This is a genomic window from uncultured Hymenobacter sp. (assembly GCF_964242765.1).
Taxonomy (GTDB): Bacteria; Bacteroidota; Bacteroidia; order Cytophagales; family Hymenobacteraceae; genus Hymenobacter.
On the sequence record NZ_CAXTBM010000032.1, the window covers coordinates 1 to 25,245 of the forward strand.

11 protein-coding genes and 1 pseudogene are annotated in these 25,245 nt (G+C 56.4%); 2 read left to right on the forward strand and 10 right to left on the reverse strand.

Annotated features, from left to right (window positions below; translation table 11 throughout):
- The 10 genes and pseudogenes from ACFE7X_RS14320 to ACFE7X_RS14365 form a co-directional block, all read right to left on the reverse strand.
- Positions 1-1,514: glycoside hydrolase family 3 protein (locus ACFE7X_RS14320; RefSeq protein ID WP_375436359.1), on the reverse strand; the 1,514-nt coding region annotated here is incomplete at its 3' end.
- A 96-nt stretch (positions 1,515-1,610) separates the two neighbouring features.
- Positions 1,611-2,960, reverse strand: coding sequence for a family 43 glycosylhydrolase (locus ACFE7X_RS14325; protein ID WP_375436360.1), 1,350 nt, complete (start codon positions 2,958-2,960; stop codon positions 1,611-1,613).
- A gap of 58 nt (positions 2,961-3,018) precedes the next feature.
- Positions 3,019-4,566, reverse strand: a pseudogene (locus ACFE7X_RS14330) (glycoside hydrolase 43 family protein).
- A gap of 45 nt (positions 4,567-4,611) precedes the next feature.
- Complete coding sequence (locus ACFE7X_RS14335; RefSeq protein ID WP_375436361.1) at positions 4,612-5,919, reverse strand: glycosyl hydrolase family 8; 1,308 nt, start codon at positions 5,917-5,919, stop codon at positions 4,612-4,614.
- 214 nt (positions 5,920-6,133) lie between these two features.
- Positions 6,134-7,099, reverse strand: a complete 966-nt coding sequence (locus tag ACFE7X_RS14340) for a glycoside hydrolase family 43 protein (protein WP_375436362.1) — start codon at positions 7,097-7,099, stop codon at positions 6,134-6,136.
- Positions 7,100-7,146: 47 nt separating this feature from the next.
- Positions 7,147-9,636 carry a glycoside hydrolase N-terminal domain-containing protein gene (locus tag ACFE7X_RS14345; protein WP_375436363.1) on the reverse strand — a complete coding sequence of 830 codons (2,490 nt, stop codon included), beginning with the start codon at positions 9,634-9,636 and terminating at the stop codon, positions 7,147-7,149.
- Positions 9,637-9,684: 48 nt separating this feature from the next.
- On the reverse strand, positions 9,685-11,613 hold the full coding sequence (locus tag ACFE7X_RS14350) for a glycoside hydrolase family 97 catalytic domain-containing protein (protein WP_375436364.1): 1,929 nt from the start codon (positions 11,611-11,613) through the stop codon (positions 9,685-9,687).
- A gap of 160 nt (positions 11,614-11,773) precedes the next feature.
- Positions 11,774-13,459, reverse strand: coding sequence for a glycoside hydrolase family 43 protein (locus ACFE7X_RS14355; protein WP_375436365.1), 1,686 nt, complete (start codon positions 13,457-13,459; stop codon positions 11,774-11,776).
- A gap of 126 nt (positions 13,460-13,585) precedes the next feature.
- Positions 13,586-15,952 (reverse strand): beta-L-arabinofuranosidase domain-containing protein, encoded by a 2,367-nt coding sequence (locus ACFE7X_RS14360; protein WP_375436366.1) that lies wholly within the window; start codon positions 15,950-15,952, stop codon positions 13,586-13,588.
- Between the two features lie 108 nt (positions 15,953-16,060).
- A complete protein-coding gene (locus ACFE7X_RS14365) occupies positions 16,061-17,182 on the reverse strand; it encodes an endo-1,4-beta-xylanase (protein WP_375436367.1) in 1,122 nt (373 codons plus the stop codon).
- 1,375 nt (positions 17,183-18,557) lie between these two features.
- On the opposite strand from ACFE7X_RS14365, the gene ACFE7X_RS14370 reads away from it, so the two are divergent.
- Positions 18,558-22,703: a two-component regulator propeller domain-containing protein gene (locus ACFE7X_RS14370; protein WP_375436368.1), complete on the forward strand. Its 4,146-nt coding sequence runs from the start codon at positions 18,558-18,560 to the stop codon at positions 22,701-22,703.
- Positions 22,704-23,935: 1,232 nt separating this feature from the next.
- Positions 23,936-25,015 (forward strand): LacI family DNA-binding transcriptional regulator, encoded by a 1,080-nt coding sequence (locus ACFE7X_RS14375; RefSeq protein ID WP_375436369.1) that lies wholly within the window; start codon positions 23,936-23,938, stop codon positions 25,013-25,015.
- Positions 25,016-25,245 lie beyond the last annotated feature (230 nt).

Sequence of the window (25,245 nt, forward strand, 5' to 3'; positions counted from 1 at the left end):
ATTTTCACGTTGGCCAGGTAGCGGTCCAGCCCCACTTCCTGGCGGGTAACTACGGGCGTGCCCTCCAGGTTAGTGCCCTTGAAATACTGGGCCTGGAAGCCTGGCTTGCCATCGTACGCCAACTGTTTGTTGATATCGAGCGGCTCGTACACCACGTTGCTGGCGTAGTCCACTCCCTGGATATACACCACCTCCGTGCCTGAACCCACCTTGGCCCGGATGCCTTCGAGCGGCGTCACGATGTCGGTGGGGAAGCCGTTGTAGTTGCCGAGCTGCACGCTTTCGTTGTCGGCGTTGGGGCCGAGCACGGCGATTTTGCGCAGGTTTTTGCGCAGCGGCAGCGTGTTCTTCTCGTTCTTAAGCAGCACCACCGACTCGCGGGCCATCTTCAGGGCGTGGGCCTGGTGCGGCTTGCTTTCCACCACGCTCATCGGAATCTGGGCGTACTTGACGCGCTCCACCGGGTCGAACATGCCGAGTTGAAAGCGAATCTTGTAGAGCCGCTTCACCGATACGTCGAGCTGCTGCTCGGTAATCAGTTTTTTCTGCACCGATTCCAGCAGCGAGTTGTACGTGAAAAGCTTGCCGGTGGCGCACTCGATGTCGGTGCCGTGCAGCACGGCGTTGGCGGCGGCGGTAGCCGCATCGGGGTCGGTTTTGTGGTGCTGCCAGAAGTCGTTGATGCCGTCGCAGTCCGACGTGACGTAGCCTTTAAACTTCCACTTGTCGTAGAGAATCTCGTTCATCAGCTTGTCGCTGCCGCAGCAGGGCTGGCCGGCGTAGGCGTTGTAGGCGCACATCACCCCGGCCACCTTGGCATCTACAATCAGGTCGCGGAAGGCGGGCAAATACGTGTCCCAGAGGTCGTAGTCGCTGATTTGGGCGTTGAACTCGTGGCGCGACGACTCGGGGCCGCTGTGCACGGCGAAGTGCTTGGCGCAGGCCGTTATTTTCAAGTATTTCGGGTCGTCGCCCTGAAAGCCTTTCACCAGCGCGCTGCCGAGCTGCCCAGTCAGGTAGGGGTCTTCGCCGTAGGTTTCCTGGCCCCGGCCCCAGCGTGGGTCCCGAAAGATGTTGATGTTGGGCGTCCAGAACGTGAGGCCTTGGTAGATGCCCCGCTCACCGCGCCGCACGTACTCCTGGTGCACCGCCCGCGCCTCATCGGACGTGATGGTGGCCATTTGCAGCATGGCATCGGTATTGAAGGTGGCAGCCATGCCAATAGCCTGCGGGAAAACGGTGGTTTTCAAGCTGGTGCGCGCTACGCCGTGCAGGGCCTCGTTCCACCAGTTGTAGGCCGGAACACCCAGCCGGTCGATGGCCGGGGAAGCATTCAGCATCTGCGAAACCTTCTCGGGCAACGTCAGGCGCCCCACCAAATCGTTTACCCGCTGGTCGATGGGCAGGTCGGGATTCTGGAAAGGAAATTCGGCAACCGGGCCCGAAGTGGTGGCCGCCGGCTGGGTTCCACTGGTAAGCAGGAGCACACCGAGTAAAGCAGTAGCAAGCTTCATAGAAATGGGAATTGGAAAGATGGAGTCAGTCAGCTTCTTACACCAGTTGCTTCCTGAAGGAAGGAATTTTTTGCGGCTCAGGCCAAGCTGGCAAGCTTACTCGAAGCGCACCCAGTCCACTTCAACGGCCGCTGCCTTGGACTTCGGTGCCACATACAGCGCGTGCGTACCGGGCGTGAAGGCTGTGACCGGCGCTTTGATTTCCTGCCAAGCGCCGCCCTTCGGCACGGTTACTTCCGCAACAACCGGCCCGGCCGCATTATCCAGCCGGATTTGCAGGATAGCGCCAGCAGTGGATGCACCCCGGAGCGAAACGGTTTTCGGTTTTTGCTGCCCAAAAGCCACCCCGTTGTACTGCACCCAGCCGGAACCGCTGGCGAATACGGTCTTCCATCCCTGGAACGTATTGGCGGTGTCCAGGAAGGCAATGGTTGCGTCCTGCTCGCTCAGGCGGCTGTAGCGGTCCAGCTGAATTTTCTGCTTGGCACTGGTCAAGCCGACACCGCGCAGGGTGGGCTGCACTTTTCGAATGGAGCCATCGGCGGCGAAGGATAAGCTGTCGATTCTGATAGACCGGTTCTTGTCGAAGTTCGGCGACAAGTCATTGTGGTGGTAGAACAGATACCACTGGTTTTTGAATTGCAGAAACGAATGGTGATTAGTCCAGCACCCCGTCGGCGACTCGTCCATAATCACTCCCTTCACCGTAAATGGCCCCAGCGGACTCGTGCTGGTGGCGTATTCGAGTCGCTCGGTCTTGTTCTCGACGTGCGGATACGTTAGGTAATAAATTCCCTTACGCTCAAACACGTACGGGCCTTCCTTCAAGCCTTTGGTGGGCAGCTCGCCGAGGGTCTTGGGCTCGGCGGCCAGTTCCAGCATGTTATTCTTCAGCTTGGCCCCGTAGATGTTGCCCTGCGACCAATAGAGGTAGACTTGCCCGTCCTTATCGATGAACACGTTAGGGTCGATGCCGTGCACGCCGGCAATGGGCGCGACCTGCGGCACGAACGGGCCAGTGGGCTTATCGGCCACGGCCACCCCAATCCGGAAGCCCTTGCCCTGGGTGGTGTCGCGGGGCGTGGTGGGGAAGTAGAAGTAGTACTTGCCGTTGCGGAACACGCAGTCCGGCGCCCACATGCTGTAGCTATCAGGCTTCACCCACGGCACCTTGTTTTGGGTGACGATGACGCCGTGGTCAGTCCAGTCGGTGAGGTTGGCCGACGAGAAGACGTGGTAGTCTGCCATGACGAACCAGCCGGCCCGCCCGTGCCCTGGGGTGGCCCGAATGTCATGCGAAGGGTATACGTACACCCGGTCGCCAAATACGCGGGCCGTGGGGTCGGCAGTGAATTGATTGGTAATGAATGGGTTTTGAGAGTAGGCAGGCGAAAGACCAATGAGGGTCAGGGCTGCCAGCAGCGCGTAAAGTTTCAATGTGCGCATCGGGTTATGCGGTTAGTAAAGGGGGTACTCGTTCTAGTGAGGTGCCCCACCAAAGCGGCTATTTGGTCAGCTTATCGGTGATGCGGAAATAGTCGAAATCGGCGTACCCGCCCGTTGTTTGGGTGGCGTAGTTGAAGAGGCCAAACCGGTAACCCATGAAGTGCGGCAGCGTGTAGGCCATCTTGAGCGGTTTGCCTACGGGCTGCCAGGTTTTGTTATCGAGGCTGTAGAAGAAAGTGGCGACGTCCCGGCGGTCCTAGAAGTCACATTCGATTTTGAAGTACACCTTGTTTTGCGTCAGTGGCAGGCGCTGCAATTCCACCGGCTTTTCCGACTCGGCGCTGACCATCACAATGGCCTTCGCGCCCTGGCTAGCCTGCACGCCCACCAAACCGTAGCGCTTCTGCAACACCCCAAGACCAGCAAAGTCGCCATCCTTCAGGTGCGTGACGTCCAGGGCCGTGGTGCCGGCGCACGCCGGTCCGATGGTGCGTTGGGTTAGGGTGTTGCGCGTTAGCAAGAACGACGTATCGACTCGCCCGGTCTGGAGGCGCAGGTAGCCGGGGCGCTTGCTTACCGACCAGAGTTGGTTGTCGGGGTTGTGATTCCACTGCCACGCCAGGGGCAGAGCCGGCTCGCCCGCACGGCGCGTAAACTCGTCGGATGCAACCAGGCCTGGCAGTAGGCTTTTGTTGGCGGGCAGGGCAAGCATTTCGGGGACTTTGCCCACCAGAGTGCCCAGCACTGGCCAGCCACTCTCCCACTGCACCGGCACCAGATACGGAATGCGGCCCACGGCACCAAAATCACGAAATAAGTAGGCATACCACTTGCCTTCAGGCGTGTCGATGAGGCCGCCTTGGGCCACGCCCAAGTCTTGCAGGGCCACCCGGCCCTCGTAGGGGCCCGTTATTTTATCGGCCCGGTGCACAACAACCGTCCGCATACCGTTGCGCGGCCAGGTGATGTTGAACAAGTAGTACTTGCCGTTGACCTTGAACAGCTGTGAGCCTTCGGCCGGCAGGTTGATGTTGGAGCCAGCAGGGGCGCTGGCATTCTCGATGATAGTTTGCGGCGTGGTGCCCGGCTTCAGGCCCGACACGTCGGCCGTGAGTTCGGTCAGTTGCAGCTTACCCGCGCCGTACACCATGTACACACGGCCATCGTCGTCGAAAAATAGCGAATGGTCGTGCAAACTCGGTTGGAACGATACCGCTTTCCAGGGGCCAGTTTCCAGGTTTTTGGTGGAATACACGTGGGTTCTGCCCGTGGTTTGGGCAAACGTACTGACGTAGTAAGTACCCTGGTGATAGCGCAAACTGCTGGCCCACGAGCCGCGCCCGTAAGTGCTCTGGCCCTTGGCCAGCGTCATGGCATCCACGCTGGCCAGGGTGTCGTAGGCGTAGCTCACTAGCTTCCAGTTCACCAGGTCCGTAGATTTCATGATGGGCACGCCGGGACTCATGTGCATGGTGGTACTGCTCATGTAGTAGGTTTTTCCCACCCGAATCATGGACAGGTCCGGCACATCGGCATACACCACGGGGTTGTAGGCCGACGTGCCTTGGGCCCAGGCGGCCGGTCGCAGTCCAAGACCACCCAGCATGGCTAGCAGCAGTAACACGTAGTTCTTCATAATTGAGCTTCGTAGTTAGTGCGTGGCGGGCTTTATTGCCTGGTACTTGCCGCTCAGGTGCATCAAACTGAACAGGTACAATAGGCCGTCGTAGTAAGGGTCGAAATAGCCGTCTTCGTAGGGCGTCAGCTTGGCATTCCAGAGAGCGTGCACGAAATCCAGCTTGGGCGGGGCCGGGCGCATGAGCGAGGCCGAAGCCGACGTAGCCACTAAACCTAACGAGTGCCGCAGCTTCTTCACCTTGCCGGCCGGCAGAATGAAGTCCGGCCGCGAGCCGTCCACGTTGAATTGGTCTTCGAAGGTGTTGAGGCCTTTCGTGCGCAGAAAACCTTGAAAGCGCTGCGCGTACTGCTGCTGCCACGCTCGGTCCTTACCAAACCACACGTAGTCCATGGCAATGTTCATGGGCACGCGCCAGGAGTCGTAGCGAAACGCGGCCGGCGCCCACCGGGTCGAGTGGGGCTTACCGCTAAACTCGGTGTAGTCATAGTTGAGGCCGGTGGGCGCGGCGCAGGCGCGGTGCAGAAATACGCGCGACGTATCGGCGCAGTCCCGGTAAAACTGCTCGTGCCCGTCCTTGGCGTATTCGGCCCACACTTCCAGAAAAGCCGGCACATGGTACGAGGGGTCGGTCCAGTTGTACATGTCCCCGACCGGCACGAAGCTTATCTGCTTGTACTTGGTATTGAAGAGGTTGTACACGTCGCCGGCGCCATCCTTTTTCCAGGAGGCATCCAGAATGCGGCGGGCTTCTCGGTAATAATTGATGCCGGTACTGTTGCCCCAGCGGTTTGACGCAAACAAGAGGCTGGTCACGAAGTACAGCTCGCCGTCCGAGGCTGGCCCTTCGGAGTTACGCTTCATTGTGGTCGTATTGATGCTCCAGGCAAAATAGCCTTCCATGGGGCCGCTTTGGTGCTGGAGGTATTTCTTGGACCAGCGCCAGAGGCGGTCAAACACCTCCTTTTTGTTGAGTTGCACCGCCACCATCATGCCGTAGGAAAGCCCTTCGGTGCGAGCATCCTCGTTCTTCACATCCGACACGTAAGCCATGGAGTCGCCCACCTCGAAGTACACCTTATTGGGGCCTTCGAACACGTCGTGGTATGCCTGAGTCACCTTCCGGTCGATGTCGGTCTGCCTATAGCCCGCCTCCCGAAACAGGTTGGGGTACGTGTTGGTGTAAAAAGCCGCCTTACCCGCTAATTTCTTTGGCGGAGTAGGTCGCTGGCTGAAGCAGGAACCAGCACCCACAGAAAGCAGGCAGACGATGGCCAGGATACCGCGTTTGCTGCTCCGCACGTAGGCAAGATAATTATTCATAAAGCGGGTTTTCAATGAGTAGCAGGGACTCTTGGAAAGCTGAAAGTGCCGTGTGGGGTCCCTTTAGGTACAGCAATCTGTCGTAATAAAATCGAAAGTCAATTCGCCAAGGCAACGCTGTTCACGGCCAGGGCAAAGTCGTAGCCGTGCTTGTCGTTCAGGAGTGAGGCCTGCCGGTTTTAGTAGGCGAAGTCGGCGCTTGGCTTGGTTGGGCTTACTTCACCGGGGCCACGCCTTTGGTGGTTTGCACTATGGGCTTGATGGTGCCGTCGGGGTTGTAGTACATGTCGTCCACGCAAATGGAGCGCCGGTAGCTGCCGCCGGTGGGCAACGAGCCGTTGTGGTAGAAGAAATAGCTCTTGCCCTTGTAGTCGATGATGCCGGGGTGGGTGGTGAAGCTGTTGGGCACGTTTTCTTGAATAATGCCGCGATAGGTCCACGGCCCGGCGGCGCTGGGGGCGATGCAGTATTCTATCATTTCGGGCTTGGTGCCGGCGCTGGCGTACACGAGGTAGTAGAGCTTTTTGCGCTTGTACAGCCAGGGGCCTTCGATGTAGTTTTTGGGCGTGAACGTATTGATGGGGCCGGCCAGCTCCGTCATGTTGTCCTTGAGCTTCACCCACTTGCAGCTCCCGTTGCCCCAATACATATACACTTGCTTGTCGTCGTCCACAATGACCGTAGGGTCAATGTCGTCCCAGGCGTGCGGCTTGTCCTTGGTCATTTCGTTGACAATGAGCGCCTTGCCAATGGCATCCTTGAACGGGCCGGTGGGCCGGTCCGACACGGCCACGCCGATGGCTGAACCACCTTGGCTGTTGTCGTCTTTCTTGTGGAAGGTGGACACAAACCAGTAGAACTTGCCCTTGTGCTCGACGCACTGCGCCGCGTAGGCGTCACCGGTAGCCCAGGCAAAGGTCCGGGGCGAAAGGCGCACCCCGTAGTCTTTCCAGTGCACCATGTCGGTGGTGGAGTAGATGCGCCAGTCCGGCATTTTATAGTTGGTTTCCTGCACCGAAGCCGTGTCATGACCGGTGTACAGAAACAGCGTGTCGCGGTATACCAGCGGCGCTGGGTCAGCCGTGAATACGTCTTTGATAATGGGGTTTTGCGCCCGCAGGTCGGTGCCAGTTCCCCAAGCGGCTAGGGCTACGAGCAGGGCGAAAAAGCTGTTTTTCATATAATTGATCTTGGGAGATAAAGAAGCAAGCGGGGTAAACGCAGAAATCACTGCGCCTTTAATTCATAGGTAATACCGGCTGTAGCTGGGAAATCATACACCACCGATGGGGCCAGCGTGGGCTGCCGAGCCGCCGTTTTAGCGGATACCAGCGGAGGCTTTACCACCGGAGTTTGGTAGAATGGATTACCATTGTCGCCCTGCGCCGGCCGCAGTTTGAAGCGGCCGGTGGCGGCCACTACGGGGCTGTGTACCCGCACCCGGCAGTTGCCCCCGAGCCGCGAGGTGATGCGCACGCGCGTGATTTTGCCTTGCTTCCAAGCAAGGTCTACCACGTAGCCGCCGCGGGCAACTAGGCCAGTTACTTCGCCCGTCGGCCACGCGTCGGGCAGGGCCGGCAGCAGGTCGATGGCCCCGTCGTAGCTCTGCATGAGCAGTTCGGCCAGGCCCGCCGTACACCCAAAGTTGCCGTCAATCTGAAACGGGGGGTGCGCATCCAGCAGGTTTGGATACGTGCCACCGCCTTCGCCCGAGTTGCCGCCCGCGCCGGAGCGCAGGTGCAACTGCTCGGTAAGCAGCTGGTAGGCGTGGTTGCCGTCCTGCATGCGGGCCCAGAAGTTCACTTTCCAGCCCATCGACCAACCCGTGGACACGTCACCGCGCTGCGTGAGGGTGGTGCGGGCGGCCTCAAACAAGGCGGGCGTACGGTAGGGCGAAATTTGCCCGCTCGGGTACAGCCCATATAGGTGCGAAATGTGGCGGTGCTGGTCTTTGGGGTCGTCTACATCCTGCAGCCACTCCTGCACCTGCCCGTACTGCCCGATTTGCATCGGGGCTAGCCGCTCGCGCAGGGTGCGCAGGGTATCGGCGAAGGGCTTGTCCTGGTTCAGCAGCTCGGCGGCCCGGATGGTTTTTGAGAATAGGTCGAACACCAGCTGATTATCTATCGTGGTGCCCGCCACAATGGCAATGCGCTTGCTGTTGAGCGCATAGGTGTTTTCGGGTGACACCGACGGGGCTACTACCAGCCACTGGTGGGTGGGCTCGGGCTGCAAGGCATCCACCAAATAGGTGGCGGCGCCCTTGAGCACGGGGTAATACTCGCGCAAAAAGTGCTCGTCGCCGGTGAACAGGTAATGGTCCCACAGGTGCTGCGATAACCAGGCTCCGCCCATGGGCCAGAGGCCGTACTGCGGCGGGTCTACCTGCCCGGTGATGCGCCAGATATCGGTGTTGTGGTGCAGCATCCAGCCCCGGGCGCCGTACATCTGGCGGGCGCTCTGTTGGCCGGTTACACTCAAGTCTTTGAGCATGCTGAATAGGGGCTCGTGCAGTTCCGTGAGGTTGGTCACTTCGGCCGGCCAGTAGTTCATCTCGGTGTTGATGTTCACCGTGTACTTACTGTCCCAAGGGCCCTTGAGCTGGTCGTTCCAGATGCCTTGCAGGTTGGCCGGCTGCCCGCCCGGCTGCGAACTGGAAATCAGCAGGTAGCGGCCGTACTGAAAGTACAGGGCTGCTAAGGCCGGGTCTTGGCCCTGCGCAAAATTTGCGAGGCGCTGGTTGGTGGGCAGCTGCGCGGCGGGCGTCACGCCCAGGTTCAGGGTCACGCGCTTAAAGTAGCGCTGGTAGGCTGCCGTGTGCGCGGCGCGGGCCGCTTCGTACTTCTTGCCTATAGCTTGGGTTAAGTACGCTGTGGCCCGCGCCGCAGCGTTGCCGCTCACATCGTGGTAGTTGATGAAATTGGTGCCAATCGAGAAGTAGAGCGTGGCGCTGTTGGCGTTTTCGATGCGGATGCCAGCGTCGGTGGTTTGCACGGTGCCGCCGTCGGCCACGGCTTGCCCCCGCAGCTGAAAGCGAATCTGACCGGCCTGCCCTTCGTGCTCACTGCCGCGACCGTCGAGCACCAACTGGTTGTTTTCCGTGCGCAGGGTGTGCTGCATCAGGCTTTCCGCTCCTAACTGGCAGCTAATCTTGCCGGGCTGGCTGGCCGTGAGGCGCACGATAATCACTTGATCGGGCAGGGAGCTAAACACCTCGCGCCGGTAGCGCACGCCCCCAAGCTGGTAGCTGACGGAGGCCACGGCGCGGCTGATGTCCAGGTCGCGCTGGTAGTTGGTGGCCTGCTCATGGCCTGGGAAACTCAGGTACACGTTAGCAGCCATTTGGTAGGGCATGCCGCTGTTACTGACGGGCTGCATTTGGGTTTGCGCCAGAGCCTGCGCTTCCACCAGCTGCCCGGCTAGCAACTGCGTCCGTAGCTGTTGAACCACTGGCAGGGCGTCGGGCTTCACGTTATTATTGGGTCCGCCCGCCCAAATGGTTTCCTCGTTCAGCTGGAGCCGCTCGCGTTCCGGTGCCCCGAACACCATGGCCCCCAAGCGGCCGTTGCCGAGGGGCAGGGCCTCGTTCCAGTTGGCAGCGGGCCGGTCGTACCACAGCCGCAGAGGCGTCGGTGTGGGCTTGTTTGCGCCATGGGTCGCCCCAGTGCTCGTCCAGTAAACCAGTAGTAAGAAAGCTTTGGCCAGACAGTGACGCATGCGGGAAGTGGGCGAGTGAAGGATTGTTTGGTTATGAGAGCGACAACCTTAGGGCTGCACGACGAAGCCGCCGCGGGCCGGCAACGTCACGCTCAGGGTAGCGCCGCTCACCGCGCGGGTGCTGAAGCTGCGGTTGGTATCACCGTCGGTAATTAGGGTGCTCTGTTTCAATCCTAGTTTTTCTAAGTCGAGCTGAATGGTTTTGGGCGCATCAGTGGCGTTGATGCCGGCCACGTACCACTTGCCGTCGGGCGCTTGGCGGGCCAGTACTGCGTACTCGCCGGGAAAGCCATCGAGTAGCTTCACGTCAGCCCAGCGTGGTGGCAGCTTCTTCACGAAGTCCTGCACGTAGGTGGGTTGCGCGGCCATGCCCTCGGGCACCTCGGCGTAATGCTGAATGCCCGACTGAAATAACACCGACAAGGCCAGCTCAAAGGCATTGCTGGTGCGGCGCTGCTTGCCGTTGATTTCTGAAAACGCCATGGGCGTGAAGTCCATCGGCCCCACGGCGTTGCGGGTGAAGGGCAGCATGGCGCAGTGGGTGGCCTCCTGGTCGGTGTTCCTTTGGTCGAACGTCAGGAACTCGAAGCCCTTCACGGCTTCCATAGTCATCAAATTGGGATAGGTGCGGTTCCAGCCGCGCGGGATGGTGGCGCCGTGGAAGTTGACGAGCAGGCCGGCCTCAGCGGCATCGGTCAGTAAGTCCAGGTAGTAGTTCATAAACGACTGCCCGTCGCCGCCGAAAAAGTCGATTTTCACGCCCGCCACGCCCATTTGCTTGATGCGAGCAAACTCTTTGCGCCGGCTTTCGGCGTCAAACAGCACCTTGGTCGGCGTTTGGGGCGCCTCGTTCCAGCTGCCGTTGGAGTTGTACCACACCAGCAAGCCCACGTTTTTCGAGCGGGCATACTGCGCCAGCTCGGTTGTTTTGTCGTAGCCGATTTGCTTGTCCCACAGCGCATCCACCAAACAGTAGCGCCAGCCCATGGCGGCCGAGTAGTCGATAAAGCGGCGCTGCACGTCGTAGGTGGTGTTTTTGTCACCCATCAACACCCACGACCACGACGATTTGCCGGGCGCTTCGGGTAGCACGGGTGTTTTAGCGGGCGCGCTCAAGTCAGTCGTCAGCGTCGACTCCACGATGGGCGCCAGCGAATTGCCGACCACGATAACGCGCCAGGGGGAGCGCCAGGGCAGGCGGCTTTCGGGCAGCAGTGCCGCGTCGGGGGTGGTTTTTTCCGGGGCTTGTGGAAAGGCTACGCTGTAGTCGGCATCGGACGAGGTGTGGGCCAGATGCGTGCCGCAGTAGGTGCGGTCCATGCCCGCTTCGGTGAGCAGTACCCAACGTCCGCCCGTCTCAAACAGCGCCGGAAACGACCAGCCCTGCCCGAGCGTGGACGGCGTGCCGGCCACAATGCCGCGCTGATAATTTTCCTCGTAAGAAGGCTGCGTATTGGCAAAGCCGGTTTGGGCTTTGGCGTGCGGGTGCAGCCAGCCTTTGGTGCCCACTGGCAAATGGAAGCTGGTTTTTTCGGTCGTGATACGTTGCACGTCGGCGCTTTTGCCTTCGATGAGGTACTGAAACGCCACTCCATCGTTCGACACCTGAAACACCACGCTCAGCGTAGGCTCCCCGGCCCGGCCCGCGAAGTGCACGACCCGGCGGTTGGCCCGATAACGGCAATTAGCGCGCTTGTCTGTGGCCAACTGGTAGTCGTCGGCCACGGCTTCTACCTTATCGGCTTTGGTTAGCTTCAAGCCTTGCGTAAGGTCGGCGCTGGCTAGTTGCAGGCCTAAGCGTGAGGGGCGCAGCAGTTCGGCGGCGCGGTAGCGCACGGCATAGGTAGGCTGACCTTGGGCAGTAACGTCTACGCTCACCTGCACCATCCCATCAGGGCTGCTGACGAAAACGGGACCAGCAGCCTGAGCAGTGATGGCAGCAAGCATAAACGCACCAAAAAAGAAAAACAGTTGCATAACAAGTAGTAAGTGAGAAGACGTGGTCGAAATGACGGCGCTACCGCGCTACCGCCTCGCCCGCACTCGGAGCAAAGTCAGGTATTAGGGCTCGGTTAGGCAAACACAAGAGTGGGAAAAGCCCGTTTAGACCAGCGCCTTGCCGCCCGCACCTCGCGCCTTATTTCTTGTATATGGGGTCATTGCCCTCGTATTTCAGCCACTTGAAAGAGGCCGTGTTGGTGGTGGGCTGGCCCGAGGACGTGGCGTGCATCCCGAACAAGCAGCCGATGAAGCCGCCGGCCACCTGCGTACTCAGGAACTTACCGTCCACTTTGTCTTTGAGGGCTGTCCACGTCTTGCCATTATCCGAGAAACTAAAGTTGTATGTGTCGCCGAGGGCCTGGATGCGCAGCTGCACGCTGGCCGTAGCCGACTTGAGCGGCGCTTGCGCTAGCAACTCCGGTTTCTTCGCGTCGTCGGGGTTGCTTTTGAACAGTTGCAGCAGCGGCTTGCCCTGGTCCACCGATTTGCAGAGATAATAGAAGTGCTTCTCGTCCTGAAATATCACCAAACCTGCCTTTTCGTTGGCCGTTTTCGGCGCGAACGTCAGCTCGGTTTCGGTGGTACAGTACAGGTGCTGCTGACGTTTGCCAATGAATGCCGGGTTGCCGGTTTCGGCGCACGTTTCGGGCTTCAGCTTCAGGGTCAGCCCTTTGACTTTGCTTAAGGAGAAGTTGGTGCTATCGATTGTGCGCAGAAATAGCAGTGCCGGGTCGAGTTGCTTCTCGAAGGTGAGGGTGTAGGCGAAGTTGCCGCTTTGGGGCCGGGCGCTGGGCTGCTTCACTTCGGGGAAGTTGGCTTTGTAGCTGTATTGTACACCATTGGGGCCAGGGTCCATGACGGGCCACTCGTCTTTCCACACTACGGGCACGATGAATGTTTCGCGGCCGGTGTTGTAAAAGTTGCCCTCGTAAGGCCGTACGGCCAAGAAAATGGCGTAGGTCTTGCCATCCGGCCCTTCCACAAACTGCGCGTGCCCCGCCGACGTAATAGGGTCTTTGCGGTCTTTCGGCAACTCGCGCTGCGAAAGGATGGGGTTTTTCTCGTAGGGCACGAACGGTCCCAGGGGCGCCTTGCTGCGGAATACCACTTCGGTGTGGTTCACCGACGTGCCGCCTTCGGCCGCGTACAGGTAGTACCAGTCGCCCCGCTTCATCAGGTGCGGCCCCTCAATCCAGACCGGCTTTTTGCTAATGTCCACGCCTCCGTTCACCACGATTTTGGCTTCGCCCACGGTTTGCAGCGTTTGCGGGTTCAGCTCGATGATTTTGATGGATCGGTGGCCGTCGTAGAGCGGGGTGCCGGGCGGGTCGCTGTTGTAGATGACATAGGCTTTGTCGCCCTCGAAATACAGCGAGGGGTCGATGCCCTTTACTTGGGGCAGGAACGTGGGGTCGCTCCAGGGGCCGGCGGGGTTTTTGGCCGTCACCACAAAGTTGCCCTTGTGGTCGATAAGTGTGCACGTGACGTAGTACGTACCGTTGTGATACTCGATGGCCGGCGCAAACAAACCCCGCGTCATCCGGTCGCCCATAAAGGTCATTTGTGAGGGGCGGCTGATGACGTTGCCTACCTGCTTCCAGTTTTTCAGGTCCTTGCTGTGCATCACTGGGATGCCAGGAAAGTAAGAAAACGTGGAGTTTACCAGATAATAATCCGGTCCTACCTTCACAATGCTCGGGTCGGGATAAAAGCCCGTCATGATGGGGTTGACCAACTCAATTGATTGTGCAAACAGCCCGACATTTTGCAGCAACAAAGCAGCTGTAGCAGCTACAAACACTCTAAACCTCTTAATTTTCATACCGCTAAACGAGTGGGCTTTTTAATGGGTGTAGTAGATTGTTTTAGGCTTGAAAGCACTAGAAGAGTCGCCGCAAACTCAACCGAGCATAGGTATAGGGCGACTTAGCGCCCGATGACCGGCAGCTTACTGTAGTAGGCGCACATCGTACACGCTTCCCGCCGTAGACGCTGCTTCCGCGAGGAATTTCACGGTTAGCTCCGTAGGGGCATTCGGTTTGCGAAAAGCTTCCGGCAACGCATATTCCACGTCGTAGAAGTCGCCTTGCGGGTTGCCTTCCAAGCGCACTTTCGCCAACGGCAGTCCATTCACTTGAATGCTGAACTGCCGGTTCTTGTCGGCGCCCGCGTACGTTACCCGCAACGTGCGGGCAACCCGTTTCGGGTTGCGCAAATTGTAGCTGAACCAGCCGGTGGCCTTCCGCCAGTGCCGATTGCGGAAAGTGCCCGTTTCGGTTTGCTCGCCCTGAAAGCCGTGGTCGGACTCGGGCTGCTGTTCGCCGGGCGTAACCTGGTCCACAGTTCGGGCTTCAAGGGCCCGTTTTTCCTCGTCTTTGCGCCGCAGTTCTTCCTTGCGCGCCACTAAGCCCGCGGGCGTGGTCACAGGCCAGTATACCATGTAGCGTGCGTCGTGAATTTGGTAGAACGGCACTAGCTGCACGTTGCGGTACTTGTCGGAATCAATGAGGCCTGCGGCCGTGAACGTGAGCGGCTGGCCTACTACGGGCTTGATGCCCTCGGCCACGTTCGGGCCGGTGGAAACGAGCACTGGGGCTTCCTCCACTGGGTAGAGCCGGCCGCTGGCCACGTGGGCCATGCGGGCTCCGTTGGCCCGCAGGCCAGTCAACTCGGTGGTATCCGTCACGGCGGCCAGCACCACTGGGCCGTGCACAAACGACACCCAGGAGGACCGGTCCGGCAGGTATTCGGCCGTAGTGGTCATGGGCAGCGCCACGGTTACCACGTCGCCCGAGCGCCACTTGCGCGTCAGCGTAACGTAGCCCGGCGAGGCCGCGCTGGTAGTTACCGGTTGGCCGTTGACTTGCACCAGCAGCTGGCCCGTGGGCGCCCAGCGCGGTTGACGGATACTGAGCGCAAACGTGCGGGACTTTTTCAGGCTCAATTTCAGCTGTGTTCGTTCCTCGCTAGGGAAGGTGGTCTTCTGAGTCAAGGTCAACCCCTGCTCAACCCAGGTGAGGGTGGAGGGGATAAATAGATTCACCAGTAGTTCGTGCTGCCCGCGGTGCGCGTACACCAGCTCGCCGTACTTGCCGTGGTTTTCCAAGCCGGAGCCCACGCAGCACCAGAAGCCTTCTTGGGGCTGCGAATACACGCGGTAGTGCCGGGGGCGCATGGGGGTGAAGTACACAAAGCCCCCCTTCCCCGGGTGCTGCGACGAGAGAATGTGGTTGTACGTTGCCCGCTCGTAGTAATCCAGGTACTTGGTCGAGCCGCTGGCCAGGTACAAGTCCTTGCTGAGCTTGAGCATATTGTAGGTGTTGCACGTTTCGGGCCCTTCCGTGCTTTCCAGCATGGAGGCAAAGCTAGTAGCCGGGTTGAAGTGCTCACTCACGCTATTGCCACCGATGGAAACCGTCCGGTTTTCGACCACGGTTTTCCAGAAAAAAGTTGCGGCCCCGGCCCAAGCTGGGTCGCCGCCGGCTTCCGCTACCCGCTCAAACCCAATGACCTTGGGAATCTGGGTGTTGGCGTGCATGCCGTTGAGCACATCCTGACCGGCCAAGAGGGGTTCCAGCACCGCCCGGTGCGAAAAGCGCTGGGCCAGCGTCAGGTATTTCCGCTCGCCGGTGAGGTTGGCCACGTCGGCAAATATCTCGTTTAGGCCGCCGTGCTCACTGCGCATCATGTCTTGGAGCTGCGCATCGGAGAGGTTGACCGTCAGGTCTAAAAACCAGTCCGTCAGCTTGATGAGCATGCCGCGGGCTTTTTCATTGCCGGCCACTACGTAGGCGTCGCGCAGACCGGCGTATGTTTTGTGCAGATTATAGAGGGGCACCCACTTTTGGTTTAGCCCGAAGCTGTTGGCCTTGATGTTGCCAGCTTTCACTTCCTGCCACATAGCAGGGCCGCCCGGCACGCCACCTAAGTACCCGTTGCCGCTTTTCTGCTGGCAGATTTCCAGCTGATTGATAAAGTACGTGAGCCGCTGTTGTACTTGTTCGTTGCCGGTCGCGGCGTACATGTACGCTAAGGCCGAGAGGTAGTGCCCGCCCATGTGGCCATCCAGACCCGTGTTTTCCCAGTTGCCGTAGTTCTCGGCCTTGGGCGGCAAGCCAGCGGAGGCTAAGTAGGGCGCCAGCAGGCGGTCGGGGTTGAGGGCCAGCATATAGGCTAGGTCCGTTTGCTGGGCCTCTTGAAAAGGACTATCCAACAGGCGCACCGCCGACACAGGGAAGCTTTGCAGTTTCACGGCCTGCCCTAAACTCAGAGCGGGTGCCAGCCAAATAGTTAAAAGCAGGAATTTTCCTTTCATCAACAACTTCTAAATGTGTACTATCTGCTTGTAAGGCTGCAAACTCATGGAGCGATAGTTGTTTGCTTTTCCGTGGCGAGTTAAATGCCTCTTGTGCTAAGCTATCCTTTACTTGGCAGTTTGCACTACCGCCTGCAAAGCGGGTTTGGGCAGGTAGTCGCGGCCGAAAAGCAACGGGTAGCTGGTGCGGCCCTTTATGGGCCAGTCGTTGAGCCAGGAATCCGCGTCCGTTACGCCCCAAAGGGTGATGCGGTCGATGACGTCGCGGTGCTTGTGAAACAGGGCAAACAAGTCGGCGTAGCGCTTGGCTAGCTTTTGCTGCACCGAATCAGGCAAACTACTAGGATAGATGTTGTATTTAGCATCGGCACTGAAGGTTTCGGCAATGTCGGCGCCTTGGCGGCGGCTGGGGTTGGGCAGCACGTCGATGTCGAGTTCCGTGAAATTTACATGCACACCTAGTTTCGAGAAAGCCACGATGCTGGCTTCCACTTGCTCGATGCTCGGCCGCGTTAGGCCGTAGTGGCCCTGCATGCCGATGGCCGTTACTTTGATGCCTTTGGCTTGCAAGCCTTTCACGAGCTTAATCACGCCTTCGCGCTTCTCGGGGCGGTAGAGGCTGTAGTCGTTGTAGTAGAGTTCGGCTTTGGGGTCGGCTTGATGCGCGTACTCGAAGGCTTTGGCCGCGAAGTCTTCCCCAAGAATTTCCAGCCACTTGGTTTTGCGCAGCTCGCCCTGCTGGTCGTCGATGGCTTCGTTGACCACATCCCACCCGCCAATCTTGCCTTTGTAGCGGCCCACGACCGTGTTGATGTGGTCTTGCAGGCGCTTGAGCAGCACTTCCCGGCTGGCCGGCTGGCCGTTTTCGTCTTCGAACACCCACTTGGGGGTTTGCTGGTGCCAGAGCAGCGTATGCCCGACGATAAACATCTTGTGCTGCTGCCCGAAGGCCACGTAGTCGTCGGCGGGCTTGAAGTTGTAGGTGTCTGGGCGCGGGTGCACTGGTCCCCACTTCAGCAGGTTCTCGGGGCTAATGGTGTTGAATTGTTGCGTGATTAGGGCAGTGGACTTAGGGTCTTGCCCGCTGCTTTGCTTGTAATTAAGGGCCGCCCCAACGTAAAAATCACGTTTGAACGCTTCTTTCAACGTAGGTTCTGGCTTCTGCACGAAGCTCATTGCCATTCCGCCCAAGGCGAGGGCGAGCACCGCGTATGTAAGTTGCTTTTTCAAGGTCGAATGGAATAGTCTCATCCTGGTGGTTGTCGTTGGGCCGTCGGTAAACTTTCAGCGGGCTACTGTTTCCCTAGCTTGGCTGTAAAGAAGCAGCAGTTCCGTCTCTTAAGTATTTGCTACGTACTTTTAAGAGCCTAGGGGAATGTGCCTATATCTCACACACGATAGGCAGTTTGTGAGGGGGCGGAACTGCCTATCACAATCGATTGTGCAGCCACTGTAGAGAGGAAAGATTCAAGTGATTAAAATCTTAAGAAAGCAGAATGAGCACAGGGCCACGGATGAAGAACAGCACCCCTGAATCGAATTGTGGAGTGATTGTCTAATTAGGACTCCATTGCTACAGTTGGTTGACCGCCAGCCTGCGCCGGAAACGTATGGCTAGGCAAGCAAGGACTTAAGATGCCGCGCCAGGTGATGATTGGCTTCTGATTGGCATCGGCTGTTGCAGAAGCTAATCTCAGGCTTGGAGCGACAGAATTGCTTGGCCTAAGAGTGGTAGAGTGAAACCAAAAAAGCTTCAACGCTAACCTCGAAGTTAGGTGGGCTCAAAGATATTCCTGGGCCAAGCGCAAGCATGCATATATTCTTACAACAGATGTCGAACTATTTCCCAGCTCTGCAATTGCTAGAACCGGCTCTACTGACCCTGAATAGGCCTCTTGGTGAACCTGCGTTGTAACTTGCTGCACATTTGTTGGCTGCACAACTAAGCACGTATTAGCTTGAAATTATCTAGTTTAAAGTAGCTATTGTACACCATATTGTTGCAAAGGGCAGTACTTATTTGTTGTATCGGCTCTCCTGTGCTCACTTAAGTTACTTAGGTCATTTGCTAGCCAATTCCAACGTATTAGCTGCAGCTGTACAATGGCTTGAAAGTTTGGGAAATCGACAGGAGTATCTCGAACATCGAAAAGCTAAACTGCTTTCATCCTTGAGGGGCACATATCTGCTATCAATAAGCAACCAGTTAAACTTAGCAGTTTTCGCTTGATCAGCATTTATGCTTATGGCTATCAAGGTTCTCCGGTTTAGAGTAAGCCTGCGCAGCCTCAACTCCGGTGCTGCTAATCAATCCGGGGTGCTAGCTCCTCAGCTCGCTGTTACGAGTACTAAAGGGCGGTTCCAGCATTCTACCAGCGTGTCGCTTCTGAACCAGCTTTACTGGCAAGTAAAATTTATCTTTGTTTATCCCTGGTAGTAATCTGACTGGTTTCAATCATTTCCAGTTGCTACGCGCATCGAGTACTTCATTGTCCCTAAGGTCGCTTGCCACACAGGTAAGGACCTTGCGCTAACCTTTCAAAGGCGAGCTTAGGGCCATAAGCGCCAGTAAGGCGAAAAGCGGTGCAATAATCTTACCCTTAACATGAGAAGGAAACTCCATTACCTCTGCTACGCATTCACTTTCAGGACCTTCTTGATTCTGTTGGTCTGGGTGCTGCTGGGAGAGTCCGCTTCCGCTCAGTCGCGGGATATCAAGTTTACGGCGTTGACGTCGAAGGATGATTTAGCTTCCAATACAATCAATGCCATCCTTAAAGATCGGTACGGCTTGCTCTGGCTTGCCACCGACGGAGGCCTCAAAAAATACGACGGCCAAGGCTTTAAAACCTATCAGTTGAAGGCTCCCAAAACGGCTGACTTTCAGGTGAACGAGATTTCTGCTCTGCACGAAGATCAAGCGGGCCGATTATGGGTCGGTACTATGGGGGGGGCACTGTTCACTTATAACCGCCTCCAGGATGCTTTCATTCCTTATGTGGTAAGTAGCACAACTAGCTCAGACGATGATAAATACATCAAATCCGTGTGCAGCGATACATTCGGTAATATCTGGGTAGCAACCTTTACTGGGGTGCAACTCTTAAAGCCGCAAACAGCTAAAACCACCCGAATTTCCCTTGTTCCCTCCAACCAATCGAGGACGTTGAATCCTATCTGCATCTACGCGGACCGTAAAAACAGAATCTGGATAGGAACCGAAGACGGTTTGTTTTGCTATAACCCAACTTCGAATGCAGTACAATCTTTTAAACGTGACCCCACCAGCGCGCGCAGTTTGGTTGGCGACACCGTCAACACCATTGCGGAAGATCAGTACGGCCAACTCTGGATCGGCACGAGCAATGGCTTAAGCCAGCTAACCGCCGATGAGGCGAGTTTCAACAACTTTAAATTCAACTACACCAACCAGCACACGATTGGCAGCAATCACATCTACACCATTGCGGCCGACCGGGACGGCACCATTTGGCTGGGAACTGAGGGAGGCCTCGATATTATGGATGTGAAGTCGGGGATGGTTTCGCGCCACGTTCACAACAGCCGGGACCCCTACAGCTTGAACAGTAAATCCGTGCGCAGCGTGTTTATCGATCAAGGGGGTATTCATTGGGTCGGAACGTACCAGGGAGGAATCAGCAAATACGACCAGAATCTTACCTTATTCAACGTCGAACGCAGCAGCGAACTTGATCCGTTCGGCCTCAATGCTCCTTCCGTGACGGCCTTTGCCGAAAACCGCAACGGCGACATTTTTGTGGGCACCGATGGGGGCGGATTGAACGTGTACAACTTGAAAACCCGATTATTCCGCCACGTTGAAATTAAAAGCCGCGAGCGAATTAATCTGGCCGGGCTACCTATTCAGAGTATGCTGCTGGATCGGCGCGACCAGCTCTGGATAGCCACGTTCGGACACGGCTTGTTCATTTATAATACCCGAACGGGCAGCTACGAGCAGCTGCTTGCCAAACAGGGCTCTTTGCAGCTAAACAGCAATTATATTTTTTGCCTCAAAGAAGACCATAACGGCACGATATGGATCGGCACCAACGGGGGCGGAGTAAGCGTGTATGATCCTAATACGAAGAGGATCACCAGATTCACCGACACCCCCAAAAATGCCGAGGATAAACTTTTGCCCGTCAACAACTATATCCGAGCTATCGAGGAAGACTCGAACGGCGACATCTGGATTGGCACGGCAGGTGGCGGCATTGCGGTATATCACCCTGTTGACGAGCAATTCACGATTTACAACGCGGCCCAGACGGGTCTGGGTCTGGACCGAATAAATACGTTTGGGCGCGACCACCACGGCATTATGTGGATTGGAACCGCTGACAATGGGTTGTATCAGTTTGATACTCATTCCAGTAAGCTAACTGCGTTTCCCAAGCAAAAGGGGGGGCCGGATGGGTTTATCCATAAAATTTTAGAGGATAAAGCGGGCAACATCTGGATCAGCACCAACCAAGGCATCAGCCGACTTGATACCAAACGAAACAAATTCACCCATTACTCCCCGGACAATGGGTTGCAAGGCAAAGCCTTTATAAACAACTCCGGAATCAGGTCGGCGAGCGGCTTACTTTTCTTTGGCGGCATTGAAGGGTTCAATTATTTCAATCCTGCTCACATAAAGGTTAACCGCAACGTTCCCCGGGTACTACTGACCGACTTGAAAGTTGACAATAAATCCGTTGTTGCTGGCACCCAGTCTCCGCTTCGGCAATCGATTGCCGTTGCCAAGGAAATCGAATTAGATTACAAGCAGAACTTTTCTATCAACTATGCGGCCCTGGATTACACGTTGCCCCAGCAAAACCAGTACGCCTACAAGCTGAAAGGCTTCGATCAGGCATGGAATTACGTGGGCCCTACCACCACGGCTTACTACACCAACCTAGATCCGGGGGAATACGAGTTTCAAGTGAAAGCCAGCAACAACGATGGCATTTGGAACCAGACCGGCGTTTCAATTAAGATTACAATCCGTCCCCCCTTCTGGAAAACCTTCTACGCTTACGGGCTGTACGTGGCCCTGATGGGCTGCACTCTGTTCTACATTCGTTATCGGGGCATCAAGCAGTTGAGAAAGGAATTCGAGCAGCAGCAAGAACGCAAGCAAGCCGAGCGGGCGCGGGCGCTGGATTTGTTGAAAATCAAGTTTCTAACCAATCTAAGCCACGAGTTTCGCACGCCTATTTCGCTGATTTTGGCGCCGACCAACAAGTTGCTTGCCCAGCAGAAAGACCCACAAAGTGCCGGGCAATTGCAGGTGATCCAGCGCAACGCCCAAAGGCTTTTGCACTTAGTAAATCAGTTGCTGGATTTTCGTAAGATGGAAGAACACGAGCTCCAACTGAATTTGTCTCAGGGAGAAATTTCGTCTTTTGTCCGAGAAGTAACCAACTCGTTCCAAGATCTGGCCGAAATCAAGAAAATCAAGTTGTCGCTGCGCCTCCCTGCTGAACAACTGTTTGTATTATTCGATTACGACAAGGTGGAGCGGATTCTGGTTAATCTGCTGTCCAATGCGTTCAAGTTCACGCCCGAGGGCGGCCACGTCAGCGTGGAGCTTTCGACCCTGCCGGCGGCTATGGCCGCGCCGCAAAAAACGGTTTGTATTCAAGTGGCCGACACTGGTATCGGGATTTCGCCTGACGAACAGACTCTTATCTTTGAGCGCTTCTTCCAGGGGCACGAACTCGGTTCGGTCTTAAACCAAAGCAGCGGCATCGGCCTCTCCATCACCAAAGAGTTTGCCGAGCTGCACGGCGGCACGATTGCCGTGGCAAGCGAGATAAGCCAGGGGACGACGTTTATCGTTGAGTTGCCGCTCGCAACTTTCACTCCGGCGGTTGCGGGGGAAAGCGAACTGTCGGTTGAGGTGGCCGAGGTAGTTGAAAAAAGTAAAAAGCCTAGCAGGCCGGTGAAAAAGCACAAGGGCGAGGAACTGCCCCATCTGCTACTGGTAGAGGATGACGATGATTTCCGGTACTACCTGAAAGACAATCTAAAAGACAACTACAAAATCACGGATGTATTGAACGGCAAAGACGGCTGGTACAAAGCCCTGTCCTGCCATCCGGACCTAATCGTTAGTGATATCACCATGCCCTACATGGATGGCGTAGCTTTGAGCCGTAAGCTGAAGTCGGATAAGCGAACCAGCCATATTCCTATTATCCTACTAACGGGCTTAACGCAGGAGGACGAGCAGCTGCGCGGGCTCGAATCCGGGGCCAATGATTACTTAACCAAGCCCTTCAACTTCGAGATTCTGCACGTTAGAATCAAGAATTTGCTGGAGCTGAACCGGGCGCTGAAAACAACCTACACCAGGCAACTTCAAGTCGTCCCGAGCCCGGTGGAAATAGAGTCGAGCAGCGAGAAGTTTCTTAACAATGTAGTTCTCTATATCGAGAAGAACCTTAAGAACACCAACTTCTCAGTGGAAGACCTGAGTGACCATTTCGGCATGAGCAGGGGCTCACTCTACAATAAAATCTTGGAGTTGACGGGCATGCCGCCCGTCGAATTTATTCGGTCCTTTAAGCTGGACCGGGCCGCAGTACTGTTGCAGGAAAGTGACCTTACCATCTCGGAGGTTGCGTACCGGGCTGGGTTTGCGACCCCCCATTATTTCACGAAGTCATTTAAAGCCAAGTTCAGCATCCTGCCCTCCGACTATAGGAAAAGCAAGAAGCAAGGGTTAACTGGCTAATTCCGTCGCCTACGCGTGGAATTAGCGCAGCAAGCTGGGCGGCAGACCATGTGGGGTTTTGCTTCACAAATTGCCCTAACTAACTTATAAAGCAGGCTTTTATGGCTTGGGTTAGGCTTGCGCTTCTGAACGCATGTTGTAAACATTTGTGAAAATCTGCGTTAGTCCATCCGTAGTTTTAAGCCTGATGCAAGGGCGGGTGTTTCAGCTTATGCTTGCCGAACAATACTGCCTACTACACAGCGCCAACTGCTTGCCTATCAGCTAACTCCAAGCTCATGGGTCGCAGCTGCGCACAGTTCTGATTTCAAGAGCATCTTCTTGCTGTTCTGTTCATGGCCGTGCGCTTAGGAGGCGCTGTAAACGCGAAATGTAAGTGGTCGGTAAGCGCCGTTGCGCCGCTTACCGACCACTCTTTTTAGATAAGCAGCTTGATACATAGTAGGCTTACCTAGCTAAAAACCTTGTTGGCTACCGCCTTAGCCGTTAGGTTACGTGCTGCCCGTTCCAGTTCAATTTCCCCTCTTTCTATCCCACCCCCTGCCTATGAAGACTCATAAACTTACACGTTTAAGCGTGGCGCCCTAGCTGTGTAGCTTATAGCTGCAAGCGGAATCCGGCGTTGCTGGCCCTGAATGGAACTTGCTGGAAGAGTCCGACGTGCGCTCCCCTTCCAGCAAGCCAACCAGCACTATCAATCCGCGGAATCCGGGTGCCAAGGCCCGAGTACTGCCAACGGCTTCGGCGTTAAATCCGCAACCAATGACGCTGGCAGAATAGCCGTTAATAGCCTCCGTACCGCCAGCTTTACGGCGGCCAAGCCCATAACCTACGCCTCACCTTGACTAAGTGGGTCTCCACCACGCCGGCAGTATTCAATCACAGAAGCGGCGGCCTAAATCGCTCTTGTGCAAGTGCTAGAGTTAGTTTAAAGCAATCCTCAGCTTGGCGCGCACTGTGCAAAAGCTTGATTCGATGCTACTACTCTTTGCAACTGATACCTCGCCTGTGGAACGAATACAAAGGACCAGGTTAGGCAACTATAATAATCTGACTGTCAGCATATAGAAGTACACGCTCTGAAAGAAGCTCGTCTGAATCGCAAATTCCCTCATATGATTAAATGCACGAAATGTCTTTCGGCTGATAGCGTTATGCGGGCTGGCTTTGTCCGTGGGCAACAACGCTATAGTTGCACAGCATGCAACTACCACTTCACCACCAAAAATCCCATGTCGGTTCCCAAGCGCAAGCGTCCCCAAGCGACTATTAGTGACGTAGCTAGAGCACTAGGACTAGCAGCTTCCACCGTCTCGCGGGCACTTAACGGCCACCATGATATCAGTGCCAGCACCCGCCAATCCATTTTGGAGGTAGCCCGCCAACTCGATTACCGTCCCAACCTACTGGCGCAAAGCCTTAAAAGCCGCGAGACCAACACGGTTGGCATAGTTATCCCCGACATTGAGAGGCCCTTTTTTGCTTCTGCTGTTAGCGGCATTCAACAAGTAGTAAGCGAAGCTGGCTACCGGGTGATGATATGCCAGTCCAAAGAATCCTATGAATTGGAAGTAAGCAACGTGCAGGCATTAATTGCCAGTCGGGTTGATGGGTTACTCATTTGCTTTTCGCGCGAAACTGAAAACTTCGATCATGTAAAGCCGCAAGCTTGTCGAGGCATTCCGCTCGTGCAATTTGACCGTGTGTGCAATGAGGTGGAAAGCGCCAAAGTGATTCTCGATGATTGGAACGGGGCCTTCAATCTTACCGAGCACCTAATCGCGCAGGGAGCCCGGCGCATCGCTATTCTGGCGGGGCCCGAATCATTGCTTATTAGTCGCAATCGGGTGGCAGGGTACATCAGTGCCTTGCAAAAACATAACCTGCCGATTTGCGACGAACTGCGGGCCCACATCAATTTCCAGTCCGAGTCAGCTGTTGCAACCCTCGATGCTTGGCTAGCGTTGCCTGCTCCACCCGATGCCATTTTTGCCGTCAACTATGTCAATGCCTTTGACCTTTTGGTTGCTTTGAAGGGGCGGCGGCGGGTCCCCCAGGATGTAGCAGTAGTAGGGTTTGGCGACGAGTTTATGGCATCCATGATTGAGCCTAGCTTGACTACAGTCAACCTTCATCCTCACCGTATTGGTCAGCAGGCAGCTCAGCTTTTTTTGCAGCAGATGCGCCAAAAAGAAGAATTTAGGCCCAGCACTATTGTTGTTTCCGGCGATTTAATTGTTCGACAATCCTCCTTGAAAAAGAAGGACTCTAGTCTAAGTAGGTTAAACGAAATGATAGACGTCGAAATCTGAAGTGGAATTTTATAGGTCGGACCTATATACTTCTACCCCCGTCACAATATCAAAAAGCCTAAGCGCAGCAGGAGGCGCAGTAGTTAGGCATTCGCTGTTATGAGCGAATGCAAGGCTGTCCGTGGGAAGTAGCCAAGGCAGCAGAACCGGAAAAGTATTTCCAGCTCCCCGCGCACGACCGACTCTACCCATGGCTACGCCCCGAGCCGTTTGCTCGACCAAGCCCTACT